At 71.6% G+C, this 11,726-nt stretch carries 15 protein-coding genes and 2 pseudogenes; 9 read left to right on the top strand and 8 right to left on the bottom strand.

Annotated elements, in window-relative coordinates; all coding sequences use genetic code 11:
• A partial coding sequence (locus VG276_12845; protein ID HEV8650262.1) for a hypothetical protein occupies positions 1 to 338 on the top strand: 338 nt, incomplete at its 5' end.
• A gap of 200 nt (positions 339 to 538) precedes the next feature.
• On the opposite strand, the gene VG276_12840 is transcribed toward VG276_12845, so the two are convergent.
• On the bottom strand, positions 539 to 667 hold the full coding sequence (locus VG276_12840) for a hypothetical protein (protein ID HEV8650261.1): 129 nt from the start codon (positions 665 to 667) through the stop codon (positions 539 to 541).
• A gap of 154 nt (positions 668 to 821) precedes the next feature.
• On the opposite strand from VG276_12840, the gene VG276_12835 reads away from it, so the two are divergent.
• A complete protein-coding gene (locus VG276_12835) occupies positions 822 to 1,238 on the top strand; it encodes a helix-turn-helix domain-containing protein (protein HEV8650260.1) in 417 nt (138 codons plus the stop codon).
• 200 nt (positions 1,239 to 1,438) lie between these two features.
• Here the strand turns inward: VG276_12835 and VG276_12830 are convergent, their stop codons facing one another.
• On the bottom strand, positions 1,439 to 1,681 hold the full coding sequence (locus VG276_12830) for a hypothetical protein (GenBank protein HEV8650259.1): 243 nt from the start codon (positions 1,679 to 1,681) through the stop codon (positions 1,439 to 1,441).
• 63 nt (positions 1,682 to 1,744) lie between these two features.
• Here VG276_12830 and VG276_12825 point away from each other — a divergent pair, with 63 nt between their 5' ends.
• Positions 1,745 to 2,206 carry a helix-turn-helix domain-containing protein gene (locus VG276_12825; GenBank protein ID HEV8650258.1) on the top strand — a complete coding sequence of 154 codons (462 nt, stop codon included), beginning with the start codon at positions 1,745 to 1,747 and terminating at the stop codon, positions 2,204 to 2,206.
• Between the two features lie 10 nt (positions 2,207 to 2,216).
• Positions 2,217 to 2,702, top strand: coding sequence for a hypothetical protein (locus VG276_12820; GenBank protein ID HEV8650257.1), 486 nt, complete (start codon positions 2,217 to 2,219; stop codon positions 2,700 to 2,702).
• 938 nt (positions 2,703 to 3,640) lie between these two features.
• Here the strand turns inward: VG276_12820 and VG276_12815 are convergent.
• Complete coding sequence (locus VG276_12815; GenBank protein ID HEV8650256.1) at positions 3,641 to 4,147, bottom strand: LPXTG cell wall anchor domain-containing protein; 507 nt, start codon at positions 4,145 to 4,147, stop codon at positions 3,641 to 3,643.
• A 4-nt stretch (positions 4,148 to 4,151) separates the two neighbouring features.
• Positions 4,152 to 5,243 (bottom strand): hypothetical protein, encoded by a 1,092-nt coding sequence (locus VG276_12810; GenBank protein HEV8650255.1) that lies wholly within the window; start codon positions 5,241 to 5,243, stop codon positions 4,152 to 4,154.
• 426 nt (positions 5,244 to 5,669) lie between these two features.
• Here VG276_12810 and VG276_12805 point away from each other — a divergent pair, with 426 nt between their 5' ends.
• Positions 5,670 to 6,893, top strand: coding sequence for a bifunctional nuclease domain-containing protein (locus VG276_12805; GenBank protein ID HEV8650254.1), 1,224 nt, complete (start codon positions 5,670 to 5,672; stop codon positions 6,891 to 6,893).
• Positions 6,894 to 6,912: 19 nt separating this feature from the next.
• Here VG276_12805 and VG276_12800 read toward each other — a convergent pair whose 3' ends face one another.
• From VG276_12800 to VG276_12790, 3 genes are all read right to left on the bottom strand, one after another.
• Positions 6,913 to 7,116 carry a hypothetical protein gene (locus VG276_12800; GenBank protein ID HEV8650253.1) on the bottom strand — a complete coding sequence of 68 codons (204 nt, stop codon included), beginning with the start codon at positions 7,114 to 7,116 and terminating at the stop codon, positions 6,913 to 6,915.
• Positions 7,117 to 7,286: 170 nt separating this feature from the next.
• On the bottom strand, positions 7,287 to 7,745 hold the full coding sequence (locus tag VG276_12795; GenBank protein ID HEV8650252.1) for a hypothetical protein: 459 nt from the start codon (positions 7,743 to 7,745) through the stop codon (positions 7,287 to 7,289).
• Positions 7,742 to 8,869 (bottom strand): plasmid pRiA4b ORF-3 family protein, encoded by a 1,128-nt coding sequence (locus VG276_12790; protein ID HEV8650251.1) that lies wholly within the window; start codon positions 8,867 to 8,869, stop codon positions 7,742 to 7,744. The genes VG276_12795 and VG276_12790 overlap by 4 nt, the downstream gene beginning before the upstream one ends.
• Before the next feature lie 217 nt (positions 8,870 to 9,086).
• Here VG276_12790 and VG276_12785 point away from each other — a divergent pair, with 217 nt between their 5' ends.
• The 4 genes and pseudogenes from VG276_12785 to VG276_12770 all read left to right on the top strand — a co-directional run bounded on the left by VG276_12785 (position 9,087) and on the right by VG276_12770 (position 10,942).
• Positions 9,087 to 9,392 (top strand): hypothetical protein, encoded by a 306-nt coding sequence (locus VG276_12785; protein ID HEV8650250.1) that lies wholly within the window; start codon positions 9,087 to 9,089, stop codon positions 9,390 to 9,392.
• Positions 9,393 to 9,413: 21 nt separating this feature from the next.
• Positions 9,414 to 9,530: pseudogene (locus tag VG276_12780) on the top strand (hypothetical protein).
• 182 nt (positions 9,531 to 9,712) lie between these two features.
• Positions 9,713 to 10,195: a tyrosine-type recombinase/integrase gene (locus VG276_12775; GenBank protein HEV8650249.1), complete on the top strand. Its 483-nt coding sequence runs from the start codon at positions 9,713 to 9,715 to the stop codon at positions 10,193 to 10,195.
• A gap of 177 nt (positions 10,196 to 10,372) precedes the next feature.
• A pseudogene (locus VG276_12770) lies at positions 10,373 to 10,942 on the top strand (ISAzo13 family transposase).
• Between the two features lie 205 nt (positions 10,943 to 11,147).
• Here the strand turns inward: VG276_12770 and VG276_12765 are convergent.
• Positions 11,148 to 11,726, bottom strand: a 579-nt coding sequence (locus VG276_12765) for a transposase (protein ID HEV8650248.1), incomplete at its 5' end; no start/stop codon positions are given.

Here is an 11,726-nt window from a genome sequence, read left to right as displayed (position 1 = left end):
TGATGGTCCGGATCCTCGCCTACACCACGCCCGACCCCGGGAACCTGTTCCCCCTGACCCCGATCCTGGACGAGCTGCGCCGCCGCGGCCACCGGGTCGCGCTGCGCACGCTCGCCTCGCAGCTGCCGTCGCTGCAGGGTCGCGGGTTCGACGCGGCCCCGATCAGCGACCGGATCGAGGCCATCCAGCACGACGACTGGCGCGCCAGCAACCCGCGGGCGGCGCTGGCCCGCGCGGTTGGGACCTTCACCCAAGCCGCGGGCGGGCCCTCTGCCGCAGCCGACGCCTTCGAGACCCGCCTGCTGGATAGGGAGCTACCGCAGAAACTACCGTCCTGACAGGACCAGGCATCTTCAGCGCATTCCTAGACGAAGATGTCCCGGCGGCCCTCGGCGTGCGCCTGCTCGGCGAACTCGTAGAGGCGGCGCAGCCGCAGGCGGGGCCGCAGGCGGGGCCGCAGGCGGGGCCGCAGGCGGCAGCGCCGGCAGGCGAGCTCGACGCCCCGAGGGAGCGTGGGGACCGCGCGGGGGTTCTCGCTTTAGTAGCCCCACCCGGGGCCCGGGTAGGGCTGGAGGTAATCGCGCCCCGTCCGGCCCGGCGACCCGTCGATGAGCTCCTTGACCACGCTCGGGGCTCGGCCGATCTTCGTCACCATCCACGTGCTCATGGGGCGCATCAGCATCGCCATCGCCGGTGAGCGCCGCCCGAGATCCCGGGCGCAAGGGTCGCACCGCACGTTGATCTGGCCGACACCAGTGTAATTACCGCGCTGTTGTTCGCTCACGGCCAGCATTGTATGCTGCGGTCAATTCAATCGGCGAATGGGCACGGCCCTACCGCCTGACCATCCCACGATGCGCGTGGCCTGGTCGGGCGCTGAAGGGGTGCCCATCTTCATGCCTGACCGTCTGCTCACGGTCGAGGAGAGCCGCAAGCGCCTCCAGGTCTCGCGCGCCACGCTCTACCACCTCATCAACTCGGGCCACCTCCAGAGCGTCCTGCTCGGGCCGCAGTCCCGTCGCATCGTGGAATCCAGCGTGGACGCGCTGATCGCCGCCCGCGCCCATGTCATGGAGTTGGTCGCCCCGGCGTCTTCACCTGGTATACCGGCAGCTCGCCCGCCAAGATCGCCTACGTCCTCCTCGGCCTTCTCGGACTTGCCATCGTCGTGTACGTCGCGGTCCCAGTGCTCAAGATCCTCGGCGTCTGCTGGTCAGCGAAGATCGAAGCCCATCTAACGCCGTCGAAACAGCAGCGCGGTCGTCGCGGCCGGACGCGGAAGCGTCGATAACGCTGAGTGGCAGGGAGCGCGGCGGTCAGGCGCAGGGGCCTCACCGCACCGTCCGCCACACGAGCAGGATCGTGAGCGCCAGCGCGACTAGGCCGAAGGCGACCAGGGCGATGGCGTCCACCGCGTTGGGACTGGGCTTGCGCCAGTTCACTTCGGGTGGCCTTCCTTCCCGGTGGATCCGCCACGCTGGGCGAGTGCCTCTCCCGTGGCCAAGCCGCCCAGCCATGCCGCCCAGCTCGTGATCGTGGCCACGGCGATGGTGATCTCGTCATCGATGATGATCCCGGCCGACGCGGCGGATCCGACCACTCGGGCGAGGTCGGTCGCGGCGAGGTCGGCTCGGGCGGCCACGACGTGCAGCTCGGCGGGATCGGGTGGCCGGGCGCTCACGATCCGACCTCGGCGGTGTCGGTGGTTGCCACACCACGATTGGCATGGCAATGATTGCGGTGCATGGGGCCTCCCTGGGGCCTTGTGCCACGCCCCGGGGGCGGTTCCGGCCGTCGCCCGGGGCACTGCTGTTGTGGGCGAGCCGCGTCCCGGACTTTGGGGGTCTCAGCCGAACGCGGCTCGCCGCCGGTCAGTCGTACGCCAACTGTGCATAGCATGTCAAGACTCTGCACTGCTCTTCATTGGCCGTACAGTATAGGCAAGAGCGTGCAGGCTGCACCGTTGCTCGGCATACAATCGCGACACTCGGACTTTGGGGGTCACGGGATGCCGAACTACGGGCCAAACGACTTGCTGACCGAACAGCAGCTCGCTAATGAGCTGCACAAGAGCCGCGCGACCCTTGCGCGCTGGCGCCGGAGCGGGACTGGGCCGGCATGGTTGCGCGTCGGCAAAAGTCCGATGTACCGGTGGGCCGACGTGGAACGTTGGCTTGCTGACCGTCGCGACCGGCCCGAGGGGTAGGCTCCCGGCCGTGGCCGATGACCAGCAGGAGACCGCCTACCAGCTCGCCTATCAGGAGGCCGAGCGGGCAATCACGCAGCAGGCCGGCGCGCTCGAAGCGATCCGGGGCCGGGCCGGGACGCTACTCGCCGTGGCAGCGCTGGCCACGTCGTTCCTCGGCGGGCTCGTGCTCGGGGAGAAGGCCCCGGAGGGACGGCTGAGCTGGGCGGCCGTGGTGGCGTTCGTCGGCGTCGTGGCGCTCACCCTCTTCATCCTCCTGCCGACGCCCGGATGGCGCTTCGCGCTGAGCGCCCGGACCCTGATCGGGGACTACATCGAGGCCGATGATCCGGCGAGCGTGGCCACGATGTACCGCGAGCTGGCGCTGCACCTGGAACGCTACTTCGACGGCAACGCGGCTCGGATGAAGCGCCGCTACGTGGCGTTCATCGTGGCGAGCGCGCTGCTCGGGGCCGACATCCTGATCTGGCTACTCGTCCTTGTGAGGAGACGCTGATGGAGCGCAGGGAAGGCAACGATCCGAAGCCGGCAAGCCCGCCGAAGCAGCAGCCTGGGCAACCACGGCCACAGCCGGAGCCGTCACGGCCCGACCCGGCTAAGACCGAGTGGAGAAGTCGGCGTCTCCCTGAGCGGAAGGGGCGGTAGCGCCGCTCCGTGCCGTTACTTGGCCTACACCACGGGGATCGAAGAGGTTACCCCTGCCACCAGGTGACGGGGCGCCCGGCGGACCACAGGCACGAGAGACGGCGGCTCCGCCCCGTCGCCATCGGCCTTGACGCCTCCCCGAACTTCGGGCTGGCGGAGGGGGTGGCGGACCCGCCGGCCTGGAGCTACGTTGACCGGGCGACCCCCCTTTCCATCGCTGAACCGGCCGCACCTTCTCGACCCTGGCCCTGCGCCGGGGCCGTTTGGTTGTCCGGCCCCGTGAAGCCGCGCACGCCGTAGGCGGTCCGGTCCCTGCGCGGTAGGGGCCGGGCCGGCTGGCGCGGTACCGCAAAGCCGGCCAAAGCCTGGTAACGACTTGGGGCGACATGTCGCGTGTGCACGCTGCGCAGTAGGCTAGCCACGGTGGGTGGCGCCCGTAGGGAACACCAGGCCCGCCGCGGACGCCACCACCGGCCAAGTGACGGGAGCGTGAGCGATGGCCAGGCGCACGACAGAGACAGCCGAGCTGGTCGCGCTGCTCGACCGGGGACTCGACGGAGTGAGTATATGGGTATCTTGGCAGTCGCGAGAGCGAACTCCCCCCACATCGACCAGGACCGCCGATCAGGGCACGCCGCTGCGCGCAGACCAAGGGGGCGGTCGCCGCCAATGCGTTGCCAGCGACGTCCACCAGGCCACCAGATGGGACGAAATGGCACCGGGAAGCCGGCGCCGTTCCTGTGTCCTGTGCGGCGTACCCGCCCGCCCCGCGAGGGCGCGGGCGGGACGTTACGCGGCGGCCCGCCGGGCGGCGTGCCTCGGGTGGTGCCGCGCCCGCCACAGCGCGCCCGCACCGGCGAGGAGCAGCGTCACCGCGGCCAGCAGGGCCCAGGTGGTCGTGCCCGCCACACCGGTCAGGGGCAGCGTCCCGCAGCTCGTCGCGGCCGTGTCCTTGGCCATCATGGTCAGCGTCTCGCCCTTCTTGTTCCAGATGCTGACGTCGACCGTGCGCACCCCGTTGAGCTGGAGGGCGATCTTGGCCTGGACGGCGCCGGCCGAGCTCGACATCACCGGGATCGGCTTGCCGGTCGGGTTGAGCACCTTGCCGTTGCTCAGGTTGGTGGCCAGCAGGTAGAGCTGGGTGCTGGCCGGCAGCCCCTGGCCGGTCACGGTGACGCCTCCGCAGGTCGCGGTGCTGACCCGCAGGTCCTTGGGGACGGCGAACGCCGGCCCGGCGACCAGGCAGAGGGCCAGCGCGGCCCCGAGGACGGCGCTGCAGGTGGTGATGCGTCGCATACGGTTACCTCCCGACTGACTCGCAGGCTCGACGGTTGGCTGTGTACTGGTCGAGGGACCGGACCAGCCGATCGTCGCGGATCTTGTTGATGAGGTACGACAGGGCCGCGTTGGCGCTGTCGATCGCGGCCAGGCAGGCGGGGGGCGGGGGCCCGACCTTGGTGACGACCCGCTCCCGCACGATCGGGGCGGGCGCGGGGCTCGCGCGCGAGGGCCCGTCGGGCCCGATCAGCATGCCGGCGGCGATGCCGACCAGGAGCACGACGAGCACGGTGGCCACGGCCCCCACGAGCCGGAGCGCCACGCCCTTCCGGCGCTCCGGCTCGGCCTCCTTGGCTAGCTGCGGCGCCGCTTCCGCCTGCTCCCGCGCCAGGCGCTGGGCCGCGACGGCGCCGGCCATCGCGCTGAGGACCCGCTCCGACGGGATCTCCGGCTCGGGTCGCTCGACCCTCGCCTGGCCGGGTCCTGCCCGCGCCTGGGCGGGTCCTGCCCGCGCCTGGCCGGGCCCCGCCCGCGGGTCCCTCGTCTGCCTGGCCGGTCCGGCGGCCCCGCCCCCTTGCCGTGGCACCGGGGTCCTCGGCCGTGCCACGGGCTTGGCCGTGTCGTCCCTCCTCTCCGGCTCCGCCGGACGGCCCGGCTTCCCCCCTGCCCGCGCCGCGCCCTTGGCCGTGGCGGACCGCTGCGCCGCCGGCTCGTCGGTGGCCGCTCCGCGCCTGGTCGGGCGGAGGAACCGGCGCCGGCTGGCCGGCTCCTGGTCTGGCCCGCCCGCGTCCCGCACGCCGGCGATCAGGTCCGCGAGCTGGAAGGGGCGCACCAGGAAGCGCCGGTCCGGGTCGGGCGGCCAGTCACTGGTGTCCTCCTGGCTGTCGACCGGCACCAGCAGCCGGCCTTGAAACCGCTCGCGAACCTGCTCGTACGACCGTCGGCGCGAATCCGCCGGCAAATCGAGGACGACGGCGTCAATTACCCGCCCCCGGGAGTCGGGCAATTCGCGCGCCGACTTGACGATGGAGAGCTGGTCGGGGTCTGCGAGCGCTATCGTCAGGATCGCGCCGAGTTTCTGGTCGTTCGAGATCAGGACCACGCGCTTGTTCATGCCTGCCCCCGCGGGTCAGAAGCCGTGGTCGCGAATTGCCGTGCCTTGCTGCCGCTGAGCAAGGCCACGGCCGCTCCGGTCCTGACCGGTCGAACCAGATCTTGGCGTGAGAATTGTGTATCCGCCGGGCCGGGTCCGTGTCAACAAAAACCGCCGTACCGTGCTTAGGCCAACCGACGTATTCCATTTTATTCGGTCAGCTGAATCCCCATGTTCTCCGAATATGAACCGAGAGGATTATCCACCTCGAACAGCTCGATCAAGACGATCATGTCCCCAGCAGGGGCGGGTAACCTCGGGGCCGTCCACCGCGACCATCATCGACGGCAGGAGTCGCGCACGCCGGGACGGGCGGGACAGCCACCCGGTCGGGTGGCGCGAGCCTCGCCGGACAGCGCGCCGTCGGAGAGGACCGACATCGAGACCGTGGCCAGGATCCACACCGGGCAGGCGACGCTGATGGCCGCCGCCCGGCGGGGCGACAGGGCGGCATTCGCCGAGCTGGTCGAGCGGCACCGCCCGGTCCTGACCGCGCTCTGCCGGCGGGCGCTCGCTGACCCGGAGCTGGCTGAGGACGCCGTGCAGGAGGCGGTGCTGCTCGCTATGACCAGCCTGGACCGGCTCAGGCAGGTGGACCGGTTCGGCTCTTGGCTGGCCGGCATCGGCCTGAACGTCTGCCGGCGCTGGCTGCGCGAGCGTTCCCGCGAGAGCTGGTCGTGGGAGGCGGTCCAGGGCGGCCGGGCCGCCGACCGGCCCGCGGCCGGGCCGGGCCCCGAGGAGCTGGCCGAGGCGGCCGAGCTGGCCGCGCGGATCCGCCGTGCCGTGGCCGGGCTGCCGGCCGGCCAGCGGACCGCGGTGACCCTGTACTACCTGGCCGGGCTGAGCCAGGCCGAGGTCGCCGCCTACGCCGGCACCAGCATCGCGGCGGTGAAGACACGGCTGCACAAGGGACGGGCCGGGCTGCGGGAGCAGCTCCGGCCCTGGTGGAAGGAGGAGCACATGGGCACGGCAGCGGCGGTCGAGATGCGGGTGGCGGACGTGCGCCGGGCCCCAGGTGGCGACGAGGCCCCGGCCCGGCACGTGATCCTGCTGGAGGAGGTCGGCGGCTCCCGCCGCCTGCCGATCTGGGTCGGCATGTTCGAGGCGACCGCGCTGGCCATCACCATGACGGGCACCGACCTGCCCCGGCCGGGGACCTACCGCTTCGCGGCCAGCCTGCTCGAGGCGGTCCGGGGCCAGCTCGCCGAGGTCCGCGTGAACCGGCTCGCCGAGGGGACCTTCTACGCCGAGGCGGTCCTCGACGGCCCGGAGGCCCAGGGCCGGGTCGACGCCCGCCCGAGTGACGCGCTCAACCTGGCGCTGCTCGTCGGGGCGCCCATCCGAGTCGAGGCGGCGGTACTCGACGCATGCGAGGCGGCGAGGTCGGGCAGTCCCCGCCTGCGCGAGATGGCGGGGGAGGTCGACGCCTACCCGGACGGGGCCGACGAGATCGTGGCCGAGGCGCGAGCCGAGTGGGCGCGGGCCATGGCCGTCTTCGAGGCGGCGCGTGCCCCCGGCCAGAGCGCCCCCGGCCAGAGCGCCCCCGGTGGCCAGGCCACCGGCGGCCTGGGTGCCGGCGGCCAGGGCGCCTGCGGCGCCGGGGTCACATAGGCCCGCGGGTACCGGCTTCTCAGCGTCCTCGGGCCAGGTAGCGCCGGAAGGCCTCGAGGCCGTCGGGCGCGAACGCCCACTCGTCGAGCACGCCGACCAGCTCATCCTCGGGCATGAAGGCGCCCCAGGCGATCTCCTCGGCCTGGTGGCGGATGGGGCCGTCCCACACGACCTCGAAGACCGCGTACCAGGACGGGTTGTCCGCCCAGCATGGCGCCGGCATTGCGCTGGACGGGTCGTACCCCGGCCCGTGCGCTGGCACTGCTCGGCGTGTGACCGGGGTGGTGTGCGCCTGTCGACAGGGCAGGCGCAGGTGGCAGGTCCGCGTGCGGCGTGGACGGTGGGGTCCGGGCGCTCCTGTCGTGGTCGCTCACCTGCCGGGCCGGTCGAGGCTCACCGCTGCGGTGGCTGCGTCCGGCGTCGGAGGTTGAGGCTGCGTCGGTATTCGCGGTTGCCGTCGGCGGCTTCGATGACCAGTTCGATGAGCTCGTCGGAGTTCAGGGTGGCCAGCCAGGGGCGAAGGTCCTCGACGGACGCGGTCTCCGCGGCCAGCGCGGCCGCCGGTGGCGAGTCGATGCCGAGGTGGGTGAGGCCGACCCAGACAAGGTGGGAGCAGAAGCTCCTGGCGAGTCCCTGGGAGCAGTCGCACTCGCCGTCCAGCGACCCGCCGGCTCGGTGGTGCAGGATCGTCTCCAGCGTCTGGCCGTCGTCGAGCCGGATCGTCGCGTACAGACTCCACTCGTCCTCGTACGGCCCGTCGATCTCCACGACGTGTTCCCCGGCGGCCCGGAAGGCTTCGTCGCCGGCCTGGATCCGCAAGTCGGCGACGGTGAACCCAGCGGCGTCGGTCATCGGGGCCACCGCCATGCCGACCCGCGAGGGTCGTGGTCCAGCACTGCTCGATGGCCGTGCCGGCCCAGCGGCGTGAGCTGGTAGCGGCCGTCGGGGAGGCGTTCGATCCCGCCGACAGCCACGAGCTGGTCCAGCAGCGAGGCCACCAACCCGATGTGGTCGTGGCCGGGCCGGGGCGACCGGTCGAGATCATCGGCGGACATCGGCACAGCTGCCTGCCACAGCGCCCACAGCAGCGGCGGTGTGATCCACGGCTGGTCGACCGCTCGACCGTCGTAGACGAGCGCGCGTCCGTCCACGGCGGCGGACTCCCACAGACTGGTCCACAGGTCGAGGGTCTGGCTGTCGTCGTCCAGTGCGGTCAGGCCGGGGCCGGCAATGGCGTCCTTGGCGGAGATGTCGATCAGGCCAAGGTCTTCAGCGAGCCGCCAGGCGGCCTCGAGGCGAGGCAGGCTCTTTGCACTGTGGAAGGTAGCCGGCGGCGCGGGCAGCCGGAGAACCCGCAGCGCATCTGGCACCTCGTGCTTTTTCAACCTGCCCGTCGGGGTGACCGCCCGGGGACTGGCCGTCCACCGCGCCAGGCGGACCAGGTCTTGCAGCAGACTCACCTGGCGTGCACTCGCCGCGAGCGCGGCCACCTCCGGCGTCGCTGGAACGCGCGCCGGCGGGCACGCCGGCGCCTTCCGCCGGAGGACGATCTTGGCGAGCCGCTCGTTGAGCGCACGCAGGTCAAAGCGTCGCGGCCGGTCACCGTCGTACTCGGCCGGGTACGGTCCGACGCCGGCAACACAGCGTGGACAGCGGATGCCGGGGACGGTCGACTCCACCGCGTCGACGACGATGTGATGCTCCCAGCATGCGCCGAGATCGTAGGTGTAGCTGATGACCTTGCCGGGACGGCTGGCGACCTCGGCCAGCGGCACGTCATCGTCTTCACAGCCATCCAGGCAGGGATCGGCGTACCTGCGGCGGCCGATCTCGAACGCGTACAGGTGATCGCCGTCCCAGTCGAACAGGGCGAGGACGACCTCGTGCAGGCCAGCCAGCGTCAGGTCAGACGGCACCTCGACCTGCCGTCGGGTCGGCGTCACCACCTGCGGCAAGGACACGGTCAGCCGATGCATCGACTCCACTACCGGGACCCCTCTTCGCAGACGGTCGGGCGCGGGTGACATCATCCCTCGACTTCCGCGGTGGCGCATCCGGCGGCGGCCATCAGGTCCCGCCTGCCGCTCGCCAGCGTGATGGGACCGGCGGGCTGCCACGAGGGAAGGGACCACCCGGCACATCCGCCAGGTCGCACCCACACCCGGCGCACCGGCCGGCAGCGCACTCCACGACATGGCCCGGGTCGCGCATCTGGGCCGACGCGCTCCCCAGCTCGCCGGGCTGCTTGCCGACGCGCACCGCGGCTGCCAGCTGCAGGACGAGGTGGTCGTGGCGGTGCGGCTGGCTGTCCCCGGCCCGGTGGTCGATGGATCCGAACGGCTGGACTACGAGCAGGAAGCCTACTTCGCCTTCCGGTGGTGGCCGGTCGCCGAGGTCGCCGGCAGCGGGGCGCGGTTCTATCCCGGCCGTCTACCGACGCTGCTGCGCGTGTTTCTTGGCGGCGAGGAGATCGACGAGCCCTTCGAGTTGTGGTCCTGATCGCCGCAACCCCAACCACCAGTGGCCGTCTTGCTGCTGCTGGTGCGTCTGGGGCTGCGGGCCGGGGAGGTCGCGGCTCTTGAGTTCGACGACGTCGACTGGCGGGCGGGCGAGATCGTGGTCCGTGGCAAGGGGCGGTGCCAGGAGCGGCTCCCTCTTCCCTCGGATGTGGGTGAGGCGCTGGCTGGCTGCACCGAGGTCGGCCTCGCGGTGCGTGCAGCAAGCTGTTCCTTCGCGCCTGTGCACCGCTTGCCGGGCTCAGCGCCGCTGGCGTCTCGTGGGTGGTCTACAACGCCTGTGGCCGCGCAGGCCTGGCCCGTGTGGGCGCCCACCGCCTGCGCCATACCGCGGCGACCGAACTGCTCCGCGCCGGGGCGCCCCTGTCGGAGGTCGGCCAGGTGCTGCGTCACCGCAGCACCGGCACGACCGCCATCTACGCCAAGGTCGACCAGGGCGCGCTCGGGGCGTGGCCCGGCCGGGCCGGGAGGTGTGGCATGACCGAGCTGGCCACCACCCTGGAGGTCTACCTCACGGTGCGCCGCTCGCTCGGCTACAAGCTGGAGCGGGCGGGCCGCCTGCTGGCGGACTTCGTCGCCTTCTCCGAGCGCGAGGGCGCCGACACCGTGACCACCGAGCTCGCCGTGAGGTGGGCGACCCTGCCGGGAGGCGCAAGCGTCGGCTGGTGGGCACAGCGCCTGGGCGTGGTGCGCGGCTTCGCCGGCTGGCTGCAGGCTCTGGACCCCTCCACCCGAAGGCTACAACCAGCCCACCCGCCGTCAAGACCCGCTATCTCAATACTTTGAGTTTTCCCGTGTTCGGGTGACGGTCCTTGCACGCCTGTCGTCGCTGGTCATGGCACTCGACCGCCGCTCCTCCACTGTCACCTACATGTGAGAAACTCAATAAGGATAGGTCCGTCGACACAAGGGCTTCAATTTCAATAACTTGGACAGTCGGTGGGGTCGTTCTACACTGCACGCATGACTGTGGACGAGGGAGTGCTCGCCGAGAAGTTCGCCGCTGTCTTGCCGTATTTGAACGAGCGGGACCGCAGGCGGGTGCTGGCCGCCGAGGCGCGGGCGCTTGGCCGTGGCGGGATCTCGGCGGTGGCCCGAGCGGCCGGGGTGTCGCGCCAGACGATCCACACGGGGCTAAAGGAACTGGGCGCCCCACCCGAGGCCAGCGGCGGTCGGGTGCGGCGGCCTGGCGGGGGACGCAAGCGGCTGACCACGACCGACCCGGAGCTTGCCGGTGCGCTAGACCGGCTGGTCGAGCCGACCACCCGGGGCGACCCCGAGTCGCCGTTGCGCTGGACGACCCTGTCGATGCGGCACCTGGCAGATGCGTTGACCGGCCAAGGGCATCCGGTGAGCCCGACGGTGGTCGCGGGTGCGCTGCGGGCGCAGGGCTACCGGCTGCAAGCCCCGACCAAGACCCTGGAAGGTGCCCAGCACCCCGACCGGGATGCCCAGTTCCGCTACCTCAACGACACCGCCCGTGCCTATCTCGACCAGGGCCTGCCGGTGGTCAGCGTCGACACCAAGAAAAAGGGCTCTATTAAGCTGGATGTGGGCGAACGTGTGTTTGCTCGTATGGGAGGCGAAGGGTGATGGGCCGCAGGCGAGCAGCACCAGCGCGAGCGCGGCCTGGGCGGAGTGGAACCGGTAGGCGCGGCGGGTGATGAGCCGCACCTTGTGGTTGAGCGCCTCAACCCGAGCGTTGTTGATGCCAAGGCGGATCGCGGCGAGGATGCCCTCACGGTGGGTGCGGACGGTGCCGGCGAGCTTGACGAACGGGTCCAGGCGGCTGCGGGCGGCCTTGACGCACCAGCGGTCCAGCAGCTCGGTCGTCTCGCTCGGGGTGGGGTCGCCGGCGAAGACCGCCCGCAGGGCCTCCTTGAGCCCGTGGGCGCGCCAGGCCGCGCCGCCGTGGCGGCGCAGCGTGCGCAGGGTGGCGGCCTGGGTGTCGGTCAGACGCTCGGGGCGCTCGGGGCAGCACCCACCGGGCGCCTTTGAACTTCTTGGCCTTGTCGGGGTCCACGGCGCGCAGTTGGTTCCAGACCTGCCGGCGGACCTGGTCGAGCGCGCCGCTGGCGAGGGCAACGACGTGGAACGGGTCGATGCACACCGTCGCGTTGGGGGCGTGGCCCGGCTTGGCCACCGACTTCAGGTCGGCCGCGCCCATGTCGGTGGAGACGGCGGCAAGCTTGGCTGCGCGGTGCTCGCCCAGCTCGGCGAGGAACTGGTCGCAGGTGGCGGTGTCCTTGCCTTCGGCGCCCCATACCACCTTGCCGCTGCGATGCTCGGTGACCAGGGTGAGGGAGCGGTGCCCCTT

The organism is Actinomycetes bacterium (assembly GCA_036000965.1).
Lineage (GTDB): Bacteria > Actinomycetota > CALGFH01 > CALGFH01 > CALGFH01 > DASYUT01.
The sequence above is the reverse complement of the archived record's forward strand: the minus strand, read 5'-3'. Positions and strand labels throughout refer to the sequence as shown.

What these genes read in the sequence shown, in the direction of transcription:
- VG276_12840 (HEV8650261.1), bottom strand. Translation starts at nt 667, where the DNA reads ATGAGCACGTGGATGGTGACGAAGATCGGCCGAGCCCCGAGCGTGGTC.
- VG276_12835 (HEV8650260.1), top strand. Translation starts at nt 822, where the DNA reads ATGGGCACGGCCCTACCGCCTGACCATCCCACGATGCGCGTGGCCTGG.
- VG276_12825 (HEV8650258.1), top strand. Translation starts at nt 1,745, where the DNA reads ATGGGGCCTCCCTGGGGCCTTGTGCCACGCCCCGGGGGCGGTTCCGGC.
- VG276_12815 (HEV8650256.1), bottom strand. Translation starts at nt 4,147, where the DNA reads ATGCGACGCATCACCACCTGCAGCGCCGTCCTCGGGGCCGCGCTGGCC.
- VG276_12810 (HEV8650255.1), bottom strand. Translation starts at nt 5,243, where the DNA reads ATGAACAAGCGCGTGGTCCTGATCTCGAACGACCAGAAACTCGGCGCG.
- VG276_12800 (HEV8650253.1), bottom strand. Translation starts at nt 7,116, where the DNA reads ATGCCGGCGCCATGCTGGGCGGACAACCCGTCCTGGTACGCGGTCTTC.
- VG276_12795 (HEV8650252.1), bottom strand. Translation starts at nt 7,745, where the DNA reads ATGACCGACGCCGCTGGGTTCACCGTCGCCGACTTGCGGATCCAGGCC.
- VG276_12790 (HEV8650251.1), bottom strand. Translation starts at nt 8,869, where the DNA reads ATGCATCGGCTGACCGTGTCCTTGCCGCAGGTGGTGACGCCGACCCGA.
- VG276_12785 (HEV8650250.1), top strand. Translation starts at nt 9,087, where the DNA reads ATGGCCCGGGTCGCGCATCTGGGCCGACGCGCTCCCCAGCTCGCCGGG.